General features: G+C 51.3%; 15 protein-coding genes. 3 read left to right on the top strand and 12 right to left on the bottom strand.

All coding sequences use genetic code 11. From position 1 onward, the window contains the following. Positions 1–125: 125 nt before the first annotated feature. Positions 126–1,544 (bottom strand): NADP-dependent phosphogluconate dehydrogenase, encoded by a 1,419-nt coding sequence (gene gndA / locus CBE73_RS21690; RefSeq protein WP_094096022.1) that lies wholly within the window; start codon positions 1,542–1,544, stop codon positions 126–128. Positions 1,545–1,590: 46 nt separating this feature from the next. Next, positions 1,591–3,123 carry a glucose-6-phosphate dehydrogenase gene (zwf, locus tag CBE73_RS21685; RefSeq protein ID WP_094096021.1) on the bottom strand — a complete coding sequence of 511 codons (1,533 nt, stop codon included), beginning with the start codon at positions 3,121–3,123 and terminating at the stop codon, positions 1,591–1,593. 195 nt (positions 3,124–3,318) lie between these two features. On the opposite strand from zwf, the gene CBE73_RS21680 reads away from it, so the two are divergent. Beyond that, a complete protein-coding gene (locus tag CBE73_RS21680; RefSeq protein WP_094096020.1) occupies positions 3,319–4,197 on the top strand; it encodes a LysR family transcriptional regulator in 879 nt (292 codons plus the stop codon). 88 nt (positions 4,198–4,285) lie between these two features. Here the strand turns inward: CBE73_RS21680 and CBE73_RS21675 are convergent, their stop codons facing one another. After that, the gene (locus CBE73_RS21675) at positions 4,286–4,849 is read right to left on the bottom strand and encodes a TetR/AcrR family transcriptional regulator (protein ID WP_174704790.1); all 564 of its coding nucleotides are present in this window, start codon (positions 4,847–4,849) and stop codon (positions 4,286–4,288) included. A 115-nt stretch (positions 4,850–4,964) separates the two neighbouring features. Between CBE73_RS21675 and CBE73_RS21670 the strand changes: the two genes are divergently transcribed. Both CBE73_RS21670 and CBE73_RS21665 read left to right on the top strand, forming a co-directional pair. Next, the gene (locus CBE73_RS21670; protein ID WP_094096018.1) at positions 4,965–5,942 is read left to right on the top strand and encodes an SDR family NAD(P)-dependent oxidoreductase; all 978 of its coding nucleotides are present in this window, start codon (positions 4,965–4,967) and stop codon (positions 5,940–5,942) included. A 155-nt stretch (positions 5,943–6,097) separates the two neighbouring features. Further along, the gene (locus CBE73_RS21665) at positions 6,098–6,994 is read left to right on the top strand and encodes a polysaccharide deacetylase family protein (RefSeq protein WP_094096017.1); all 897 of its coding nucleotides are present in this window, start codon (positions 6,098–6,100) and stop codon (positions 6,992–6,994) included. 247 nt (positions 6,995–7,241) lie between these two features. Here CBE73_RS21665 and CBE73_RS21660 read toward each other — a convergent pair whose 3' ends face one another. The 9 genes from CBE73_RS21660 to CBE73_RS21615 all read right to left on the bottom strand — a co-directional run bounded on the left by CBE73_RS21660 (position 7,242) and on the right by CBE73_RS21615 (position 22,312). Next, positions 7,242–8,435: a sugar ABC transporter permease gene (locus tag CBE73_RS21660; protein ID WP_094096016.1), complete on the bottom strand. Its 1,194-nt coding sequence runs from the start codon at positions 8,433–8,435 to the stop codon at positions 7,242–7,244. 2 nt (positions 8,436–8,437) lie between these two features. After that, a complete protein-coding gene (locus CBE73_RS21655; protein WP_094096015.1) occupies positions 8,438–9,949 on the bottom strand; it encodes a xylose ABC transporter ATP-binding protein in 1,512 nt (503 codons plus the stop codon). A gap of 127 nt (positions 9,950–10,076) precedes the next feature. Beyond that, positions 10,077–11,171 carry a D-xylose ABC transporter substrate-binding protein gene (gene xylF / locus CBE73_RS21650; protein ID WP_229752745.1) on the bottom strand — a complete coding sequence of 365 codons (1,095 nt, stop codon included), beginning with the start codon at positions 11,169–11,171 and terminating at the stop codon, positions 10,077–10,079. A gap of 199 nt (positions 11,172–11,370) precedes the next feature. Further along, the gene (locus CBE73_RS21645; RefSeq protein WP_094096013.1) at positions 11,371–12,954 is read right to left on the bottom strand and encodes a helix-turn-helix domain-containing protein; all 1,584 of its coding nucleotides are present in this window, start codon (positions 12,952–12,954) and stop codon (positions 11,371–11,373) included. Between the two features lie 55 nt (positions 12,955–13,009). Then, on the bottom strand, positions 13,010–14,449 hold the full coding sequence (locus CBE73_RS21640) for a sensor histidine kinase (RefSeq protein WP_094096012.1): 1,440 nt from the start codon (positions 14,447–14,449) through the stop codon (positions 13,010–13,012). After that, positions 14,446–15,429 carry a sugar-binding protein gene (locus CBE73_RS21635; protein WP_229752747.1) on the bottom strand — a complete coding sequence of 328 codons (984 nt, stop codon included), beginning with the start codon at positions 15,427–15,429 and terminating at the stop codon, positions 14,446–14,448. The genes CBE73_RS21640 and CBE73_RS21635 overlap by 4 nt, the downstream gene beginning before the upstream one ends. A 244-nt stretch (positions 15,430–15,673) precedes the next feature. Further along, positions 15,674–18,046 carry a vWA domain-containing protein gene (locus CBE73_RS21630; RefSeq protein ID WP_094096011.1) on the bottom strand — a complete coding sequence of 791 codons (2,373 nt, stop codon included), beginning with the start codon at positions 18,044–18,046 and terminating at the stop codon, positions 15,674–15,676. Between the two features lie 465 nt (positions 18,047–18,511). Beyond that, the gene (locus CBE73_RS21620; RefSeq protein WP_094096010.1) at positions 18,512–20,278 is read right to left on the bottom strand and encodes a sugar-binding domain-containing protein; all 1,767 of its coding nucleotides are present in this window, start codon (positions 20,276–20,278) and stop codon (positions 18,512–18,514) included. 21 nt (positions 20,279–20,299) lie between these two features. Further along, the gene (locus CBE73_RS21615) at positions 20,300–22,312 is read right to left on the bottom strand and encodes an alpha-L-arabinofuranosidase C-terminal domain-containing protein (RefSeq protein WP_373286388.1); all 2,013 of its coding nucleotides are present in this window, start codon (positions 22,310–22,312) and stop codon (positions 20,300–20,302) included. Positions 22,313–22,318 lie beyond the last annotated feature (6 nt).

Here is a 22,318-nt window from a genome sequence, read left to right as displayed (position 1 = left end):
TCAAAAACAAACAAGGCTCCTGAAACGGCAGAAAGCCATTCAGAAGCCTTGTTAAGTAAAGCATTTCAAGCGAAATATGCTGCTTGTTCGTTATTTGTAACTCTTTATACGTTATACGATATTCTTTATTCGTTATTTTGCATCCATTGGAAATGGAAGCTGCCCGGCTGATCTACACGTTGAAACGTATGAGCGCCGAAGTAGTCTCTTTGCGCCTGCAGCAGGTTGGCCGGCAGCCGCTCCGTGCGGTAGCTGTCATAATAAGCCAGCGCAGAAGAGAAGGCCGGAACCGGAATGCCCCGGGTTACCGCAACTGCAATAACTTTACGCCATGCCTCTTGATAACTCTCGATCACGCCGCCGAAATATTCATCCAGGAACAGGTTGTTCAGCGCCGGATCACGGTCATAAGCGTCTTTGATATTCTGCAGGAAACGGGCACGGATGATACAGCCGCCGCGGAAAATCATCGCAATGTTGCCGTAATTCAAGCTCCAGCCGAAATGCTCGGAAGCGGCTTTCATCTGAGCAAAACCTTGCGCGTAGGAGGCAATTTTACTTGCATAAAGGGCTTTGCGCACCGCTTCGATAAATTCTGCGCGATCACCTTCATACGCCTTCGCTGCCGGACCGTTCAGCTTCTTGCTGGCTGCCACACGTTCCTCTTTCATGGCCGAAATAAAGCGGGCGAAGACGGATTCCGTAATAATGGAGAGCGGAACGCCGAGATCCAGAGCGCTTTCGCTGGTCCATTTTCCCGTTCCTTTCTGGCCGGCGGAATCCAGGATTACATCAACCATTGGTTTGCCGGTATCCGGATCTTGTTTGGAGAAAATATCAGCCGTAATCTCGATCAGATAGCTGTCTAGCTCGCCGTTGTTCCATTCGCTGAAAATGCTGTGCAGTTCGTCGGTGCTTACGTTCAGCACATCTCTCAAGAGCTGATAGGCTTCGCCGATCAGCTGCATGTCGCCGTATTCGATGCCGTTATGCACCATCTTCACATAATGTCCGGCTCCGCCCTCTCCAATATAAGTCGAGCAAGGATCACCATTAACTTTGGCGGAAATGGCCGTCAGGATTGGCTCTACCAGCTCATACGCATCACGCTGGCCGCCAGGCATGATAGCCGGACCTTTCAGCGCTCCTTCTTCACCGCCGGATACACCTGCTCCGATGAAACGGATGCCTTGAGCTTCCAGGTCCTCATTTCTTCGCTGTGTATCCGGGAAATGCGCATTGCCTCCGTCGATCAGGATGTCGCCTTTGCTCAAAAATGGAACCAGTTGATTAATTGTATCGTCTGTTGGCGCTCCCGCTTTGACCATGATCAGGATTTTGCGCGGTGTCTCCAGGGACTGCACAAATTCTTCAATGCTGTAGGTACCGACGAAGTTTTTGCCCGGCGCTTCCGCCAGCAGTTCTTTCGTTTTCTCCGGGGAACGATTATACAAGGCTACTGAAAAGCCTTTGCTTTCAATATTCAAGGCCAAATTTTTGCCCATAACGGCCAGGCCAACGACTCCAATTTGCTGTTTGCTCACTTTTCTAATCCTCCAATGGTATTTATCGATATATGATTGTAGTTTTTTATTGATTGACGCTTTGAGCGTATTCTCGGATTTGAACAGGTTTCTCTTCGGAGCGTTCCGGCTCTTCCACGTCCAGCCACCAGTGGTTGCCGTCCTGGGCCAGCAGCTCGTGAGCCTGGCGAGGTCCGCTGGAACCAGCTGGATATTCATGAAGCGGAATCAGGTTCTCTTCGAAGGCCTCCAGAATAGGCTGTACCCATTTCCAGGACAGCTCCACCTCATCCCAATGCGCAAAATAAGTGGAATCCCCATTCAGTGCATCATGAATCAGGTTCTCATAAGCTTCCGGAAGACCGGTTTGACCGGCCAAAAGCTCCACTTCTACCGGCTTTAGCTCTCCTTTATGGGCAAGATCCATCATATTAAGCTGCAGTGTAATCCGCTCTTTCGGTCCCAGTTCAATGATCAGCAGATTAGGTTTGGCCTTATCGTTCTGTTCGCCTGCCGGCTGGGCCAGCGGCTCCTTGAATTCAATGACAATCCGGGTCGCTTTCTCTCCCATACGTTTGCCGGTGCGGATATAGAACGGCACCCCGCGCCAGAAGAAATCATTGATCAGCATCCGGACAGCCACAAACGTTTCGTTGGTGGAATCCGCCGGAATACCGGGCTCGGCTTTGTAGCCGGGAACCGGAAGTCCCTGCTGGCTGCCGGCCACGTATTGACCGCGGACCACCTGCTGGCTTACGTCCTGCTTGCGGAGCGGATCAAGTGCTTCCATGACCAGCTTCTTCTTCAGGCTGACTTGATCCGGCGTGCTTTTTCCAGACAGTTGGGTGGCAGTCATCATGAGCAGCTGGAGCATATGGTTTTGGACCATATCCCGCAAAGCACCCACGTGGTCGTAGTACCCGGCTCTTTCCTCTACGCCAACGGTTTCGCTTGCCGTAATCTGCACATTGGAGATGTATTGCTTCTTGAGCAGCCCCTGAATAGCCGGATTGGCCTGCCACAAAGCTTCAAGCCCTTGAACCATCGGTTTGCCGAGATAATGGTCAATGCGATAGATTTCCTCTTCTTTAAAGAAATGGCTTAAATATTGATTCAGCTCTCTTGCCGAGAGCAGATCGTGCCCAAACGGTTTCTCAATAACCAGCCGTTTCCAGCCTTTCGCGGAACCAAGTCCGCTCTGATGAATATTGGCGGCGATCGTTTCAAAATATTCTGGGCCTACCGACAGGTAGAACAAACGATTAGGCGGCAGCTGCAAAACCTGTTCCCGCTCTTCCACCAGCGACAGCAGCTTCGAATAATCCTCCGTGCGGTCAATGTTCAGGACGCTGTAGCGGAATGCCTGCAGAAAAGCCTCCAGGTCTGCGCCTTCCTTGACCCCGCTTCTGGAGAATTCACGCAGCGATTGCTCGACCTGCTGGCGGAATTTAACATCACTCCATTCTCTTCTTCCCAGACCTACCAGGGAGAAGGTACGCGGCAGCTTATGATCAAGATATAAATTATAAAGGGCCGGATAAATTTTTCTTTTGGCGAGATCGCCGGTTGCTCCAAATAAAACAAGGGTTACAGGTTCCATCTTCTTACTCCTTTCAATATCAAGCAGAGCTTGGGTCGACACTCCCTACGGTGACTGTATATACGTTGATGAGCTCGGAGTATGCTGGATGAATTCCTCCATGCGGCTCTGGTTTCTTGTTTGTAGCTCCACTATAATACTTTTAGGTGCCATATAAGTAATTAATATATTTCACAGGAGATATAGATCGTGTCTATGACTAACAATTATGAGTTATACAAAGTGTTCTATTGGGCTGCCAAGACAGGCAGTCTTACGCAAGCGGCCAAAGCGCTATTTCTGACCCAGCCGAGCGTCAGTCATGCCATCAAACAGCTGGAGGACAGCTTCGGAATCCCCTTGTTCCACCGGAATGCCAAAGGTGTTGTCCTCACTCAGGAGGGCTCCATGCTTTACTCCTATATCGAGCAGTCTCAAATCCTGATTTCACTCGCGGAAGAGAAAATGGCCGCTCTGAAAAATCTGGAAAGCGGAGAGCTGCGGATCGGCGGCAGCGACTCGCTGTTCAAACATTATTTGCTGCCATACCTGGAGAACTTTCACCGCATGTACCCGAATGTGAAGCTGCATTTAAACCATGGCACCACCCCGGAGATCATTTCGGTGCTGAAGGAAGGCAAAATTGATTTCGGCGTCGTGCGGATGCCGATTGTTGATCCGCAGCTTGAGGTCAAAGAAAGCTTCCAGCTGAACGATTGTTTTGTCGCAGGGGAGCAATATGCCGAGCTGAAGGACAAAGTACTCAGCATTGATGAGCTGCTGCAGTACCCGATTATCCTGTTCTCTCGCAACAGCCGAGTGCGGATGGCGATCACTGAATTGTTTGAACGGTACGGCTACAGCATCAAACCGGAGATTGAGGTCGGCAGCGTTGATCTGCTGATTGAATTTGCCCGCAGAGGGCTGGGCATTTCTTATGTCACCCGGGAGTTCATCGCCAAAGAGCTGGCGGAAGGCTCGCTGTTCGAGGTGAAGCTTGACGTGGAGATGCCACCTTCCCAGGTCGGCATTATGATTAAACAAAGCCTCCCGCTTTCCAATGCGGCGGCCAAATTTATTGAACTGATCTCTTGATCAGTACAAAAAAACACCTTCAAGTTATCCGCCGCTTCTTACTTGCGAAACGGCGAGTTTCTTGAAGGTGTTTTGTTTTTTTCGCTAATCATTCCTGTTTGGAAGTAGAAGAGACGATTTGCAGCAAATCTCGGAGCATATGGCGAAGCTCCTCCGAGCTTTTGGCCACCGTTTTAAATCCGCGCAAAGCCCCTGTTAACAGATGCCCTACTCTCTCTGCAGGAATCCCCACATCAGCCTGTACCTCGCGCTCCTTCAGCAAAGCAGCCAGCAAGACGGCCAATTTATCATAACTTGTGTCCAGCGCCTCCCTTGCGAATTGGTAGGAGCTGTCTGTGATTTCCTGATATTCCGGCGAATGCAGCGAGGCGTCAAAATTGCGGACCGACCATACCTCAAAGGCAAACATCATTTTGTCCTCGGCCGTGTCCAGCGCCGGCAGCCCTCTCTTAATCTCTTCAATGAGAATATCCCCGTGATAGACAATAGCAGCGTTAAATATATCTTCCTTTCTCTTAAAGTACAAATAAAGCCCTGCACGGGAAATGCCGGCCGCCTCCGCTATATCATTCATGGACACCCGCTTGTACCCGTATTTGAAAAAGACCTCTAATGCAACTCCAACAATGTGTTGTTTCTTGTTCTCATCCATACCCTCATTATTATACACTTTACAAAAATTGTCCATCTGTATAATATAGACATGTAGACATTTATACTTTATTTGTCTAATTGTATAAAATAGATAACAGAGGAGTTAATACACAATGAGAACCGAACAGAAATCTCTGCAATCGGGCTTTCGCCCCGAAACAACCGCTCAGGAAGTGATCCAAGGACATGATCTGCGTGGAAAAGTAGCTATCGTCACCGGCGGACATGGCGGCATCGGACTGGAAACAACCCGAGCGCTCGCCTCGGCTGGAGCGACCGTTATTGTAGGTGCTCGAGACATCAAGAAGGCCCAAGAGGCTCTTGCTTCCCTGGAACAGGTAGAAATCATCCGTCTCGATCTGGCCGATCCTTCCTCCATTGATGAGTTTGCCGATGTATTTCTGCAGTCGGGCCGGGCCCTCGATCTACTGATTCTGAATGCCGGCGTTGCTTTCCCTCCGGCGATTCGGGATGAACGCGGTTTTGATGTTCATTTTGCCGTCAATTATCTGGGTCATTTTCAACTGACAGCACGCCTCTGGAATTCGCTTAAACGTTCGGGTAATGCCCGCGTCATCGCCCTCTCTTCAATCGGTCATCTCTCCGGGCCGCTGGATCTGGACGATCTCCATTTCACCAAGAGACCTTATGATAAAGGAGCTTCCTACGGCGCATCCAAAACAGCCTGCTCGTTATTTGCTGCCGAGCTGGATCAGTGCGGCCAGGCACATGGCATCCGCGCGTTCTCGCTGCATCCCGGCGCCATTCTCAGCGGCCTTGCCCGTTACATGAGCGATGAGGAGCTGGCGGCTGCCGGCGCGAAACGAAATGAAGATGGCACCTATACCTCTTCAGGAGGTTTCAAGACGGCCCAGCAGGGTGCGGCTACAACCGTATGGTGTGCGGTTAGTCCGCTGCTGGAAGGAAAAGGCGGCGTCTATTGTGAGGACTGCGATATTGCTGAGCTGCTGTCGGAAGACAGCCCGCTGCAGCATGGCGTCCGACCTTGGGCCGTTGATCCTGAGACAGCCCGGAAGCTGTGGAGCATCAGCGAGGAGTTGCTTCAAATTCCGCACGGGACTTTTAATTGACAAACTGAAAGTTTGACTATCGGCGAAACGGCTGTTTCTTAAAACTTGATGCATTTTTGAAACTTGATATATTTTTGAATTTCGCAAACAGGTTATGACCCCGCGGAAAAGTCCATAAATATATCAAGATCATTCATTTTAAGGAGCCGTTCCCGATGAAAACCTCTGAGCTGTTAGGCTTTAATCCAGTCGACCGTTTGTTATTGATCAACGCCGACGATTTCGGCATGTGTCAGGCCACAAATGCCGGGATTGCCAGTCTGATACGAAGCGGCATGCCGGTTTCGACCAGCATTATGATGAACTGCCCGTGGGCGCTTGACGCTTCCAGACTGGGCAGACAGCTTTCCCACAGCGATGTAGGCGTTCATTTAACCATGACTAGTGAATGGGAGACCTACAAATGGGAACCGCTCAACGATGTCTGCCGGTCTGCGTCCCTCCGCACTGAAGACGGGTTCTTCCCGGCTGACTGCCAAACCTTTGAATCCCAAGCCGACCCGGAAGAGGTAAAAGCCGAAATCGACGCCCAAATAACAAAAGCATTGGCATGGGGCATCGCCCCTACCCATTTGGATAACCATATGGGCAGTCTGTTTGGTCTGGCTACTGGCCGCCATTTTGTCCAAATCCTGATAGAGGCCGCGGCGAAATACGGACTTCCGCTTCGTCTGCCCAGATCCGCCGGATCATTCACTGACCCGGCTTTGGCCGAGCTGGCCGAAAGCAGCGTCAAATTTGCCGATCATCACGGCGTGCTGATTCCGGACGATCTGCTCAATTGGCCTTATGCTCCGGAAACAGCCTCTTATGCGGAAGCCAAGAACAGGCTGTTCGTTGCGTTCGAGCAAATGTCTGCCGGCATCTCCGAGCTGATCATGCACCCTTCCGCTGTTAACGACGAGCTTAAAGCGATTACGCCGCATTGGCGCTGGCGCGGTATCGAGATGGGGCTATTAACGGACCCCGATACCTGGGACAAAATCAAACAGGAAGGCATCCGGGTGGTCCGCTGGTCTGATTTACAGGCTGTCCAGCGGAGGCTGGCCTAGACCACACGGCCATTACGGCTGTCGCGGCTATTTACAACCGTTCGCGTGTGAGTTCGCATCGAAAGCATGAAGCGAATTTAACCGCGAACGGCTTCTTTTTTTAGACCGGCAGAGGGCCGTGTCCTTCCTTGTTTATCTCGCCGGCGCGGCTATTTTCACGCAGAAGAACAGCAAAAACGGCATCCGAAGAGAATCATCTCCTCAAATGCCGTCTTGTTCTTTTCATGACACCCAGTTTGCCAATCAATTATCTTACACCCTTGCGGCGGTTCGAAATGTCGAGCCATACGGCGAAGACGAGAATCGAACCTTTCACCACGTACTGCCAGAACGATTCCATCCCCATCAGGGACATCCCGTTATCCAGCGAAGTCATGACCAAAGCGCCGATCAGCGCGCCGACTACGGTGCCCGCACCGCCCATCAATGAAGTTCCGCCGATCACGCAAGCTGCGATCGCATCCATTTCGGCCATGTTCCCTGCCGTAATCGTCGCAGACGCGAGACGGGAAGTCAGGACGATCGAAGCGATGGAAGCCAGCAGACCGCTGAGCATAAAGATCATCATCGTTTTGAAGCGGATATTGATGCCGGACAAACGGGCCGCTTCCGGGTTGCCGCCCAAAGCGTAAATATGGCGCCCGAACGTAGTTTTGGTGGACAGGAAGAAAAAGATGACTGCAAGCACGATCACGAAAATGATCGGGAAAGGAATGCCTTTATAAGCGTTCATCACCAGTACGAACGCAATCACCAGCAGGGACAATACGACTGCTTTGATAATATCCACGCCGATTGGGGATACTTCGAAACCGTATTTTTGCCGGGAACGGCGTTTCCGGAAGGTGGACCATAAGATAAAAGCTACAGCGATCAAGCCGAGAATAATGCCAAAGCCTGAAGCAAAATACGCGTTGCCCAGCATTTCGATGAAGGAATCCGATACCGGAATCGTTGTGGATTTGGTAACGCCCATCAGAATGCCGCGGAAGACGAGCATGCCGCCCAAGGTGACGATAAAGGCCGGAATCATTTTATACGCAACCAGCCAGCCTTGGACAAGTCCAAGCACCAGACCGGCTGCCAATGTGACAAGAATTACAACATACGCCGGCAGCTCGAGCCAGTTGCTGAAAATCGCAGCGATCCCGCCCGTCAAACCAACGATGGAACCTACCGAAAGGTCGATATGACCAGCCACGATGACGAGCACCATCCCGATAGCCAGGATGGAGGTCACGGACATCTGCGTAAACAGGTTGGACAAGTTCCGTGAAGTCAAAAACGTAGGATCCAGGATGCCGAAGAGCGCCCAGATCAGGATCAGCGCCCCGACCATGGTATAGGCGCGCACATCCATTTTCCCGAACAGGCTGTTCCAGAGCGACGTTTTGGCTGCAGGGACATTTTGCTGCGTTTGAAGATCCTTTTGAAGCATCATGGTTATTTCCCTCCCGTTGCGGCTTGCATAATATTTTCTTGCGTCGCTTCCCGCCAATCGAATTCGCGGACGAATTCCCCTTCGCTCATCACCAGAATCCGGTCGCTCATGCCAAGCACCTCGGGCAGCTCGGAAGAAATCATAATAATGGCAACCCCTTGCGCCACCAGCCGGTTCATCAAATGATAGATTTCGTATTTCGCCCCGACATCGATGCCGCGGGTCGGTTCGTCCATGATGAGGATTTTAGGGTCGGACATCAGCCATTTGCCGATGACCACCTTTTGCTGATTCCCCCCGGAAAGCGTACCGACCAGCGTTTCCAGCGACGCGGTTTTCGTTTTCAAATCCTGCACGTACTGAAGACCCCATTTGATTTCCTCATTGACGTTGATGACGCCCATTTTCGATACCTTGCGCATCGTCGCCAGCGTCGTGTTGGTTTTGACATCCATACCCATCACGAGCCCTTGACGTTTGCGGTCCTCGCTGACCAGCGCAATCCCCGACTTGATAGCGTCCGCTACCGAACGGATTTTGGCCGGTTTGCCGTCAATCCTCACTTCGCCGCTTGAACGTCCCGGATAGGCCCCGAACAGGCTGCTGACAAGCTCTGTCCGGCCTGCGCCCATGAGCCCGGCAATCCCAAGAATTTCGCCTTTGCGAAGCTCGAAGTTCACACCCTTGATGACTTTTTGACTGCGTTTCTCCGGATGCCAGACGTTATAATCCCGCACTTCCAGCACCTTCTCGGACGGGGTATGCTCTACCCTTGGGTAACGCTCCGTCAATTCACGGCCAACCATAAGAGATACGACCTGGTCGTCGTTCGTTTCCTGACGAGCCAGCGTTTTCACCGTTTGCCCGTCACGGAGAACCGTAATGGTATCCGCCAATGCAAAAACCTCCGGCATTTTATGCGAGATGTAAACGCAGGACACCTCTTCACGGCGGAGCTGGTTCAAAATATCCATCAAGATTGCGACTTCACTTTCCGTAAGAGCAGCCGTCGGTTCGTCCAGAATAAGGATTTTCGTATGTTTGGACAACGCTTTGGCGATTTCCACCAGCTGCTGCTGTCCAATCCCCAAGCTTCCGATCTTCGTATCCGGAGAAAGGTTCAGCCCGACTCTTTTCAACCAGATTGAAGCGTTGTGATAGAGTTCATCCCATTGGATAACCCCATGTTTCGTAGGCTCGGAGCCCAGAAAAATATTTTCGCCGACCGTCATTTCCTTGACGAGCGCCAGCTCCTGATGGATGATGGCGATCCCGGCTTTTTCGGCGTCGGTAATATTGTGAAACTGCTTTTTCTCCCCGCCGATGACGATGTCGCCGCTGTAGGTCCCCGCCGGATAAAGCCCGCTCAGCACCTTCATCAGCGTGGATTTGCCGGCTCCGTTCTCGCCGCATAGCGCGTGAATTTCGCCTTTTTTCACTTTGAAGTTCACTCGGTCAAGAGCCTTGACGCCGGGAAATTCTTTGGTGATGTTAACCATTTCTAACACATGCATAGGCTTAGCTCCCCTTCCGGCCCGGTAATTCGGCAGGGCGCGTACCCAACGCTATCCTACTCTAAAACCGTCAAGGTTTATGAAGAAATTCGCAAAGGACCCGCGCCCGCACCGTTGTTACGCTAGTTTATTCTTTTGGCCATTGGTCCTTCGGAACGTTCTTATAAACCTCTTCCAGCTTGTGGAAGCCGTCTTTGATGACCACATCCAGGTTGTCTTTGTTCACCGCAATCGGATCCAGCAGCACGGAAGGAACGTCGATTTTGCCGTTGTTAACGGTTTTGTCCGCTTTCACTTCTTCGCCTTTAGCCGCGGATACGGCCATTTCAGCTGCGGTTGTTGCGATCAGGTTGATCGGTTTGTAGACGGTCATCAGCTGTTTGCCCTCGGCGATCCGCTGTACGCCCGCCAGGTCGGCATCTTGGCCGGATACCGGAATTTTGCCGTCCATGCCTTGTGCGGTCAACGCTTGAACCACACCGCCTGCGGTGCCGTCGTTTGCAGCGACTACGCCTTGAATGTCATTGTTATTGGCAGTGAGCGCATTTTCCATGTTCTTCAAAGCTTCTTCCGGCTTCCAGTCTTTGGAGAACTGATCATATACGATCTTGATGTCGCCTTTATCCACAAGCGGCTTGAGCACGTTCATCGCGCCTTCTTTAAACATGTGCGCGTTGTTGTCGGTATCTGCCCCGCCGATGTATACGATATTGCCTTTCGGAGCTGCTTCGGTAACGGCCTGGGCTTGAAGCTCGCCGACCCGTACGTTGTCAAAAGAGATGTAATAGTCCACGTCCGCATTGTTGATCAGACGGTCATACGCGATCACCTTGATGCCTTCCTTGTGTGCTTTCTCCACGATTGGCGCGGTAGCTTCCGCATTGTGGGCCACGACGACCAGCACGTCTACGCCTTGCGAGATCAGCTGCTCCGCCTGGCTCATCTGCACCGCGTCGTCGCCGTTGGCGGCGAGTACCTTCACTTCTCCGCCCAGCTCTTGGACTTTGGCGGAAAAAAGGTCGCGGTCTTTCTGCCAGCGTTCCTCTTTCAAAGTATCCAGCGACAAGCCGATAACGATTTTATCGTCTTTGGCATTCCCGCCGCTTCCGCTGTTTGCAGAGTTTTTACTGTTTCCGTCCGACACAACGCCGCACGCCGCCAAAGTGGATGCGAGCAGAATGGACGCCAAGCTTAACCGTAAAGTAGACCCGAAATTTCTCAATTTTTTCGCCCCTTTTCCAAATCTTAGGATTGATTGCGCTTTCATTTAAGATTCTAGCACCGGGATGAAAGGAAAGGGGCGATGAATGCCTGCACTTCTTTGCCCTCCGCCTTCACTTGTTTGGCCTCAAATGAAAGATAAGCTCCTTCCAAAGTCTTTCACAGGACTTTTTAGTCCTTGAGCGCAAAAAAGTCCTTGTTCAAATGAACAAGGACTTGGCGCCAGCCTGCTGGCGGTACTCACTTGGGGGAATGCCCATGGCCTTTTTGAAGACGCGGCTGAAGTAGTTCGGATCGTTGTACCCAACCTCGTAACAAATTTCCTTCAGACTGAGATTCTGCTCTGCGATCAGTTTCTTCGCTTCGTCGATGCGCAGCCGGGTCACGTAATCGATAAAAGTTTCGCCCGTCTGCAGCTTGAAGAGTTTGCTGAAATAATAAGGGCTTAAATTTACGAATTCCGCGCACTGCTCCATAGAGATATCCTCTTTGTATTTCTCATCGATATAAAGCAGAGCTCTCTGCAGCACACTGGAGCGGCTTTGCTCCTTCTCTTCCTTCATACCGTCAATCAGGGTCCCCAGCCATAAGACCGCTCCGCTGCGAAGCGTTTCGGCGTCTTCAGCCGCCCCGAGGGTAGAGATCAGCTCGGCACCGTCCCCGAGGCGTGCCCCGCGGCTCAGAAACAGGAGCAGGCCCACCACTTCTCCTCGCAGCCGAGGAAACGACCGGGGTTCACTTTGCTCCAACCGATCGAACAGCAGACTAAACCGCTCCGTTGTATCCTGCTTGTCGAACCGCAGCAAAGCATCCAGCAGCTTCTTCTCGTCGTCCAGTGAAATGATTTTCCGGCCCAGGCTTTGTGTAATATCGTCGTAATGCCGGACGCTGACGATATCGCTGTCATCGGCGCAGACGCGCAATGCCTCGCGGTAGGAGCGGTTCATGCCGTCCCAGCCCTCTCGGATTGATCCGATGCCGACGGAAAGCGGAACCTGAAACCGCTCCTCGATGAAGCAGCGAATTTTCTCTCCCCATTCCAGAGAAACGACCCGCTGCGAATAGGCAGGTTTGCCGGGAGGAAACGGAATGAACAAGGCCATCTGGTAGCCGACCACCGGACTGACCATGCAGGACAAATTCGGTTTGGCCATCTGCTTGACGGCCTCGTAAATCTCTTTTTTGACGAGCTGGAACGTTTCCAGCTCCTTTTTGGTACGGCGGGAGTAGGACAGCACCATCGCGTATCCTTTGTGCCACTGCAAATCCAGGAGCCCTGCTAACTGCTCCAGCTCCACTTCCTGAACGCATTCCAGCATCAGCATCAGCGAGAGCTCGTTCTCAGCCAGAGGCATCAGCTGGGACAGCTTCTCCCGCAGGGCCAGCTGGTCGTTTCGCGCCCGTTTCTCTTCCTCCCATTCGGCAATAAGCGTTGTCAGCGTGTCCTGCACCTCCGCCGTACTTGCCGGCTTAAGCAGGTATCCGCGCACACCTAACGCCAGTCCTTCCTTCGCATAAGAGAAATAATCATGAGCAGTAACGATTACAATCTTGGCCGCCGGATCCTTGGACATAATTTCACGGACAGCCTCCAAACCTTGAATACCTGGCATTTTAATATCCATAAAAATAAAGTCCGGCCGTTTCTCTTCCGCGATCTGGATCGCTCTCCGCCCGTTTTCGGCGTGCAGGAATGTAAACGTGTCCGGCATCATATGCCGGATCATCAGCTCCAGGCCTTCCCTTTCCAGTGCCTCATCGTCCGCAATCAGCAAGCTGTACATGCCTATTCCCCCACTCTTTTGTTGTAAATGTCTCCTCCATTGTCCCCAATTACGTTTATGGCGCCGTGGTCATAAAGGGCAGCCTGAACAACACCGCTGTTCCCGCACCTTCTGCGCTTTCGATTTCGATTTGCTGCTTCCCGTCAAAAAATAAATGCAATCTTTTGAACACGTTATGCGTTCCAAGCCCGGTTGATTTTCGTTTGCTTCCGCCGATACGAGGCGCATCCTCCCTGATGGATTTCAGCAGCATTTCCGCCGTTTCCCGGCTCATGCCGACACCATTGTCCTTAATTTCGATTTGCACCGCATCCCCGCGGTACTCGATACTAAGCTTCAACATGGCGCCCTCCTCCATTTGCTCAATCCCGTGCACAAAGGCGTTCTCCAGAATCGGCTGCAGCGTCAGGCAGGGAATCAGTCCGGCGAGCGCACGCTCATCAATGTCCATCACGAATGTTATACGGTCCCGAAACCGCGCTTTCTGGATTTTGATATATTCAGTGACATGCTCCACCTCTTCCCGCAGCGGAACCGCCTGGTTAAGCTTCTGCAGATTGTATCTGAGAAGCCGTGATACGGATACGGTAAGGTCGCTTGTTTTTAAAGCTCCTTCAATGTAAGCAAGTCTCGAAATGGAGTTAAGTGTATTAAACAAAAAGTGCGGATTAATTTGGCTCTGAAGCGCCTTCAACTCCAATTCCTTGACGAGCCGGTCCTTTTCCAGGCTTTGAATGTTGTCCGCCAACAGCCTTTGAATATTATCGAGCATTCCGTTGAAAGCCCGGTTTAAAATACTGATTTCGTCGTTTTTATCGCTTTCCGGCGCTTTCGTATCCATACGCCCCTTGGAAATTTGTTTGGCCGTAGAGACAAGCCTACGGATCGGTTCAATAATGCTGCTCGACAGCCACATAGCCAGCATAATGCTTAGCGCAGCCGCGTTAATCACCATCAGAATCCCGTATCTGTTCAGCTTCTCCGTCGTATCCATCATTTCCTGATAAATAGGCTTGTATTGCTCCAGCTCAATGTCCACCAGTTCCTGCGCTTCCTCCCGGATAAAACGTTCCGTCTGCTCCGCTTCAATATATTCTCCGGCTATCGTGTTGTAGTCCTGGTATTCAATCTGATCGATCATTCCTTCCACCTGCTCCAGAAAGGTATCGATAATATTGCGGTAATTCACAAGCGGTAAATCACTGCTGCCTGTCGTCTCCAGACCATCCAGCTCCTGGCGAAGCCGTCGCACCTCATCCAGATGCTGCACAACTCCCGGCAGGCTGTCCGTGTCCATCTGCATAATATAGAAGTTCAAGGACTGCATGCTGAGCTCAACCTCATTGGATACGTCCTTATACAACAAAATCCGGTTCATCATTAGGTTATAGCTTTCCTGCACATTTTTACTGCTTTCAAACAGAAAGAAAGAAACCGAGCTCATAAGGAGCACCAGCAGCGGTATAAAAATAAACAGCTTTCTGCGGATCGTCACAGGCTTTCTCCTTCCATTGCGTTGCTCTTGTCAAGCACTTTGACGTCGGTAAAATAGTCAGGCTCCAGTTGTTTTCCTTGAAAATGCTCATTCAGCAGCTGTACCGCCATTTGTCCCATCAGAAAAGGCTGCTGCGCCACACTCGCTTCAATTTGACCGCGGGTGATCGCATCCAACGTCTCTTTCTGGTTATCAAAGCCGATAATTTTGAGCTTATCCCGCTTCAGACTTTGCGCAGCCTGCAGCACACCCATGGCGTCCGTCGCACTCGTGCCGACCATAATGGTGATTTCGGGGTGCCGCATAAGCATATTGGCCGCCTGTTGAATCGCCTGCATATGCGAAATGTTTGAGCTGCGTACTTCGACAAGCTCAAGCCCCTTGTAATCTGCTACCGCTTTCTTTAGTCCATTCAGCCGCTGCAGCTGGCTTTCAGCCTGATCGCTGCCGATGATGACGCCGATTTTCCCTACGCCGCCGGTCGTTTGCACGATCAGCCGGCCCAAACGTTCGCCAGCAGCTTCGTTATCGGTGCCGACATAGGCAAGCCGTTTGCTGCCAGGAGCATCCGTATCAATCGTGATGACCGGAATACCTCGTCTGACGGCCTTATCAATCACGGGCGTAAAACTCTCCTCGTTCAGTCCTTGAACAATTATCGCATCCACCCGCGCGGCGATGGCCTTTTCCAGCAGGCTGAGTTGTTCTTCCATATTGTTGCGGATTGCCCCGGCGAATTCGATGTCTATGCCGAGTTCCTTCGCGGCTTGTTCCGCTCCCTTTTCCACCCTGACCCAATACGGGTTATAGCGCTCCTGTTCGATAAGCACGATATGGTAACGGTGTTCCCCGTTTCCGGGCCGTCCCTGCAATTCTTTCACGATACTGCCCATTTTGCTGGAATGGTGAGCAAAGCTCATAAACAAATAGGTCAATAATACAAATAAGACCGTAACACCGGCTAGCCATTTTTTATCCAAGCTCCTTCACCTCAACCTTTATCCTACTCTAGAGTTGAAAACGGTTGCAATATGAAAATTGGATCTTTCTGGTTATTTCAAATCTACTTCGAGACAAAGCCAAGCCGTTCGTCTAGTTTATTGTGCATATAAAAAAACAAGCCCTTGAAGGCATCCAGCCATTCAAAAGCTTATTTTTATTGAGATAGAATCCGCTTGAAAGGACTCCATTTCCCCTTTAATCAATCACCTTTTGACCGCAAAATCACTCTTCCTCTTCTTCGATTGGAATTTCGACAGATACCTTAACATCACCCACAGTGGTACGTAATATGGCTAGAAGCGTATTCTGCTCAAAAAGATTGATAACCGGCGCGGTAAGCCGGAAGAGAATCGTATCCACTTCTCCAGGCTGATTAACGCCAAGATCAATATTATTAAGCGTTTCCGCTAAATACGGCTGATCACGGACAACCAAGGATCGGGGAACAAATTGGAATCCTGCAGGAAGACCAACTTGCAGCTGTTTCACAATCGCAATGTCGGCCACATTTTGGACCGTTATAATGATCGTTATTTCTCCTCCCGGGAAAACGTCGGGCGGGTCCATCCCGATCTCTACAACCGGAGGTGGGGGGACCGGAGGCTCGATAAACGGGAGCTGAGGTGTGCAGAAGGCAGGCACGAACACCAAAGCGGGTGGATAAGGCAGTGTTCTTTCCACTCTCGCTTCTACCCAACTTACGGAGGCTTCGATATTAGCCGGGATATCAGGTACGTTCTCGCCGCTTTGAGAGATTACGCCTGGATTCGGAGTGAGGTCAAAAGCGATAATCGCTCTGAAGAAACGCCCTTCTTGTAGAACGGCTTCCTCCGGAGCCCACAGGTCGCCGGCTCGTAAAGCGATAATATAACGATCCCCCTCTTCGATTACGCTGACAGGTCCGCCATTCAAATCGACAGGCTGAAATAGAACCGGACTTTCCGGTGTCTGCACAAAGGCAACCTGGAGCGAATTCGTATCCAGTGTGAAGGTACCATCATTCTGCAGAGGAGACACATCGCTGGAACGACGGGGAACCATATCGGTGATGACGACATCGCTAAAGAAACCAAGCTCTGCGTTAGTGACGGCAAGCATCTGATCACGCAGCGCGTCTTGAGCATGGGCAACTTCGAGAGGAACGAAAAAGGCTTGGCCCGAAGACGCCGTTTCATTCAAATATTCGGGCAGCAGAACCGAATGGCCGATCCCGATCGTATCGATCCTAATCCCATTCGCGCGGATGGCTTCCGAGGCGGCGATCATAAACCGCTTGGCTTCGTTGCTGCCGAAGATATTCCGGCTTGTTTGCTCGTAATAATCGATAAGCCGGGTTTGCGGGATTTTTTCGTCGGTGGCGAAGATCATAAGCTCCGTCTCGGAGTTGTCAAACGTGACCGTCTCGAGCTCGCGGCCGATCAGGCTTTGACGGAAAAAAGCATCTTCATATACCGGTTGAAGAGGGATACCCGTGTCCGATTGCGAATATTGCCAAATGCCTCCCACCTTGGCGAAGAACGGGCTGTGCTGGTAGTAATAATAATTAGCCGCAAATCCAATGCGTCCATTAGACCAGTAATAACCGTTTAATGTAATGTCGTCGAGCAAATTGGGTATGGCTGGCACACGCGTCGCATTGTCACTGTTTCTTCCATCGAAATTATGCCATTCACCGGCAAACGGATTAATGGTGAGCGACTGGGTTGCAGCTGTAAAGAACGCTTCGCTCCTTCCAAGTGCACGCATTTTGAGACTGACGACTTGTAACGGCGTGAAGGTTGCTCGGTCGAAGCTGCTCGGGTCGATACCTTCCCGGATCAAGTCCTCGTTCGTAACTTGTGCCCGGATACCGCCAGAATCGGCAAAGAGTGTGTTCCCCTCTTGGACGAGAAGCGCTGCATTGATCCGATTTGGAATATCGGCTTCATTATAGTAGGCATAGAAAGTGGACGATGCTGCGCTCTCACCATCCGTCAAAAGAATGATCAACTTGTGAGCTTCAACTGGAATATCTTCTAACAGTTCACCGGCTAAAAGAAAACCCGATTCGATATTTGTATTGCTGTAACGACTTATATTGTTGATCATCGTTTCAACTTCTTCCTCATTCTCATAGAAAAAGGTGGTTTTGTCCGCCACGCTCCTAAAGTTGGCCAGCGCCGTTACCGCCTGCGCCGGGTCGTAGCTGTTGGCGCCTATGTAATGATCTTGTACCGGTGCACCGCCGCCGGCTGGTACCGTTAAAGGAGCCGGGTTGACTAAACCGCTAAATCTTCCTTCGGCGTCAGCCTGCGTGACATGCACCCTGGCTCCGTTTCCGAACGATACAACGGCGATATGCTTCTCGACGGACGCATATTCTTCAGAAAAAATAATGTCCAGGAAGCCGTGAATCGCTTCAACCGCAACCTGAAAGCGTGTTGCCGTATTGTTGTTGACATCCTGTATGCCCATCGTCGAAGTTGCATCAATAGCGAACACCAGATACAAAGGCAAATCCAATGTTGTAAGGCTGCCCTCCGCTGAAAGCTCAACCCGGAACGTACAAGGTGTATCCGGGCTGCTGCTTGCGCTTTTACTAATGTTTAATGCCAAGGTTCTCAACCCTTCCACTTTTCTTAGAATAGCGATTTCGCTTAGGTTATATATATGCTCTAACCAATCTCAACTATTCGCTAGCCGACCTGCGAAAGGACGATGTTGAGAATACTCTTGCGAGCTGTGAGATTTAAGTTCATTGAGTTCTGCCAAAAGAATAACATTCTAGTAGAGGCCTATTCGCCAATTGCCCACGGTGCAATTCTCGATCATCCAGAGGTAAGGCTATCGCCGATAATTATGGCGTTATCTGTTGCCCAGCTCTTCGCTACGATATCCGGCTTGGTCTGGTGGTCATTCCCAAGACGGCAACCCCGGAGCATATGAGAATAAATGCCGAGCTTGATTTTGTAATCAGCGATACGGATATGGAGACTTTGAAGAAGGCAGACTGGCTAGACTGCAAACAAAGGGACCAACCCGTCTTCCGCTGGTTAGTCCCTTCCTCCGCTCAGTTGAAAATCAAGCCAGATTAATTTCCTTGATTTTGTCCATCGGGAATTTCGGTTTCCGTTCCTCCGTCAACAGCCCGTTGATTTCTTGCTGCACATCGGTTAGTTGCGTATAACAAAAGCCGCAAATGTAGTCAACGCTTTTGATCGCCTGAATCAAACCTTCGAAACGGTTCAAGAACTCTTCGTCCGTCCTTACCTGATGTCCATAACCCCAACCTTTATCCGATTCGAAAGCGATCCCGCCGAACTCGGTAATCATGATCGGCTGGCCCTTGTACTCGTAACCGTCTGCTAATGCATATTTCCATTGGTTGCAGGGAATTTCCTTACTCACGATGGCGTCCTTGTTGCCCGCGTACCGTTTTAGGAAACCTTCTCCCGTCTCGACATAGTCGTGCAGCGTAATAATATCGGAAATCGTATGCTCCCAGCCGTCATTCGTAATGACCGGCCGGTACGGGTCAATGGACTTGGTCAGATGGTAGATGCTTTCCGTAAATTTCTGCTGTCTCTGATCGTGCAGAATGTAGGGAACTCCCCAGGACTCATTAAATGGCACCCAAGTGATAATACTCGGATGGTTATACTGCTGGTGGACAATTTCCAGCCATTCCTTGGTGAAGTTCTCTACCGCATCATCATGAAATTCAAATGTTGCCGCCATTTCCGACCATACCAAAAGCCCTTTAACGTCGCACCAATACAGGAAGCGGGCATCTTCAATTTTCATATGCTTGCGCACGCCGTTGTAGCCCATTTCCAGCATGTAATCAATATCGGCAATAAGCGCATCCTCACTCGGCGGAGTCAGGTGACTTTCCGGCCAGTAACCTTGATCCAACATCAGCCTCTGATAGATCGGCACATTGTTGAGCAGCACTTTGCCTTTCTCGATCGATACTTTTCTCATGCCAAAATAAGAGAATACGCGGTCTATGACGACCTCATCCAGATACAGCACGAATTCCACATCATATAAATTCGGTTGCGCGGGCGACCAGAATGCTTTCTTCCATGGGCCGTTCGCTTCATGCACCAAATCGACTTCCACGCTGAAGCGGGGCCGATCGACCGCAAGGCTTACCGTCTTAACATGGTGATCCTTCAGGGTCACGATGGCTTCGAGCCTCAGGCTCCCTGCCGCGGTCTCAAGACCCCGCACCCGGAAATCAAACGACACCCGGGCACGATCGAGATCGGGCGTGATTTTTACCGAATCCAGCCTTTGCTCCTCCACGTATTCCAGCCAGACCGTCTGCCAAATGCCTGTGCTTTGAACATAGAAACATTCGAAATTATCTTTCGTCCAACGCTGTTTGCCCCGTGGTTGGGTGCAGTCGTCACTGTCCTCTGCCTTTAACGTTATAACATTATCCGCACCGAAGGTCAGGTATGGTGTTATATCAAGGGAAAATGCGGCATAAGCCCCCTGATGTCTGCCCGCCGGCTCCCCGTTCACCCATACCTTGGCGATATAATCTACCGCCTGAAAGTGCAGGACGACCCGTTTTCCAGCCGCTTCCTTCGGGATCAGCACGCTCCTGCTGTACCATACCCGAGCATGGAATTCCTCCAGGCCAATGCCGCTTGCCTCGGTTTCGTACGTAAACGGAACCTTAATTTTATGCGTTCCCGTCAGCTGCTCCTGCCACTTTTCAATTTCCCCGACATTCTGATCGTCGAAGCGGAAGTCCCATTCGCCGTTCAGGTTCATCCATTCATTTCGGACAAACTGAGGTCTTGGATAATCTTTGATATAACCTTTGGTTGTCATGTGATATGCGATGCCTCCTGTTTACCGGTTCGTTCTCATTTCCAATACATATATGGATGACCGACGAAGGACATATCCGGCCTTCCAAGTCTCAACGGGTACGTCGCTCATTTGGCTGGCGATGCGATTCGGCTCAAAGACGGTATTCAAGTCCTGATCGGAATCTCCTGTAATGACATGAAGAAGCGTTCCTTCGGAAACTTCAAGCTCGCGCAAATCAAGGGTTGTCGTTACTTCATGCAAGCTCCGGTTAACGATAAAGACCGTGATCACGCTGCCCTCTTCATTGGTGCAGGCTACGACATCCAGATCCGGGAGTTCATCCAGCTTGATCGGAGCCGGTTTGTTTGATTGAACGGAGAAGGTGCCGCATTCGGTATGCACAGGCAGCAATCTTGTCATTTTCCGTCCGGCGTAAAGCTTCATCACTTCATAAGTAGGGGTTCCATAAACGTTCAGCGGGTGCCCACTCCAGCCTGGCAGCTTGCCGCAATATTGGTCGGCATAATAGTCGCCAACCCGGATGCATCCCCCGAGCCAGCCGTTGACCAAATCGGAGAAGCTGCCGATGTGCACCAGATCGCTTTCACGCAGCATTTCATTCAGATTAGCGGCGTTGGCAACCGCTGCGCCCAGCGTATGCTCTTCCGGCACTCCTTTTCTAACGTTATTGGGATAGTACATCGTGTTATATTCGGTAATTGCCAGCTTCACATGGCTGTGTTTCGAACTTGACAGGATTTGTTCTCTCGTCTGCTCGATATTATGTCTCGTCCATTCCGGGAAGCTGGCGATCGCCTTGTAACGCTCTTCTGCTGGCGTGCTGCGGTCCATCGCAAAACGATTGTATCCATGATACAAGTGCAGAGTCAGATAATCGATCCGCTCTCCCGCGATGTCAAGCACCGCCTTGTTCCAGTCCTGATCCGTATGCCCGCAGGCTAGAATCACAACCTCAGGGTCGGCCTCCTTCATGGCTTCGATGAAGGTTACGGTTCGCCGGGCGAAATCGTCGGCGGCACACGTTCCTACCTGCCAAGCGCCCCACACCTCGTTGCCGATCTCCCAATACTTCACGTTGTAGGGTTCAGGGTGTCCATTGGCGGCGCGTATCGCACCCATGGGGGTATCGGTGCCACCATTGCAATATTCAACCCACTGCGCAGCTTCCTCTGGCGTTCCAGAGCCGTCATTCACGCAGATCAGCGGTTCGACCTGCAGCTCCCGGCAGAACCGGATGAATTCATCCGTTCCGAAATATTTGCTCGTCCAGCCTCCCCACGCCTCGTTATACATGACCGGGCGTTCAAGCACCGGTCCGATGCCATGTTCAAAGTGGTAGGCACTGATATAGTTGCCGGCCAGTCTCATCATCCCGGCGTTCAAATCCTTTGCCATTTCAACAACTTCCCGCTTCACGAAGCCGATATGGTCCTCCGGCAGCAAGGAGATATGATCGATCCAAAGCATGCCGGTAGAGACGCTATCTTGCCATCTCGGATGCTCGGCAGGCACATAAATACGGAATTCCGCATCGGCGCAATTCCGGCCGATGGCCAATACGGCCTCATATTCCCGCCAATTGTGGCTGTCCAGCTCAATCCGTTCCAGGCCTAAACGTTCCTGACGAAGCCGGTCCACAGCCTCGACAATGACATAGCGAATCTCAACCGAAGCTCTGGCCACCAGCTTGACCGAATAACGGATCGGCCCTTTGAGCGCCAGTTGCTGGGCGATCCCCGCATAAGCCTCATCATCGCTTAGAATCCGGATGCGCTGAGCGCGCCCCGAGTGTTTCGGCGCCGGAGCTTCCAGGGCATATTTCGTATTACGTCCGTTCGTATAGGGAGACCATTGCCCCGACACTTCGGCTTTCCCTTCCGCTTCGCTCTCAAAGTCCATGTCCCTTAGCGGGAAAGCCAGCATCGCTTCCATATGATCCCGGATGTCTTCAACGAAATGTCCAAACAAATAAGGGTTAATTCGATGCCCGTTCGGCTGGCTGCCGTCGATGGTAATCGTTGCTTTATTCATCAATGG

The sequence above is a fragment of the Paenibacillus physcomitrellae genome (genome assembly GCF_002240225.1).
Lineage (GTDB): Bacteria > Bacillota > Bacilli > Paenibacillales > Paenibacillaceae > Fontibacillus > Fontibacillus physcomitrellae.
This window is presented reverse-complemented; position numbering and strand designations above follow the sequence as displayed.

Coding starts and splice junctions, on each gene's coding strand:
- zwf (WP_094096021.1), bottom strand. CDS start 3,123: ATGGAACCTGTAACCCTTGTTTTATTTGGAGCAACCGGCGATCTCGCC.
- CBE73_RS21675 (WP_174704790.1), bottom strand. CDS start 4,849: ATGGATGAGAACAAGAAACAACACATTGTTGGAGTTGCATTAGAGGTC.
- CBE73_RS21615 (WP_373286388.1), bottom strand. CDS start 22,312: ATGAATAAAGCAACGATTACCATCGACGGCAGCCAGCCGAACGGGCAT.
- CBE73_RS21655 (WP_094096015.1), bottom strand. CDS start 9,949: ATGCATGTGTTAGAAATGGTTAACATCACCAAAGAATTTCCCGGCGTC.
- CBE73_RS21670 (WP_094096018.1), top strand. CDS start 4,965: ATGAGAACCGAACAGAAATCTCTGCAATCGGGCTTTCGCCCCGAAACA.
- CBE73_RS21665 (WP_094096017.1), top strand. CDS start 6,098: ATGAAAACCTCTGAGCTGTTAGGCTTTAATCCAGTCGACCGTTTGTTA.
- CBE73_RS21660 (WP_094096016.1), bottom strand. CDS start 8,435: ATGATGCTTCAAAAGGATCTTCAAACGCAGCAAAATGTCCCTGCAGCC.
- CBE73_RS21645 (WP_094096013.1), bottom strand. CDS start 12,954: ATGTACAGCTTGCTGATTGCGGACGATGAGGCACTGGAAAGGGAAGGC.
- CBE73_RS21620 (WP_094096010.1), bottom strand. CDS start 20,278: ATGACAACCAAAGGTTATATCAAAGATTATCCAAGACCTCAGTTTGTC.
- CBE73_RS21680 (WP_094096020.1), top strand. CDS start 3,319: ATGACTAACAATTATGAGTTATACAAAGTGTTCTATTGGGCTGCCAAG.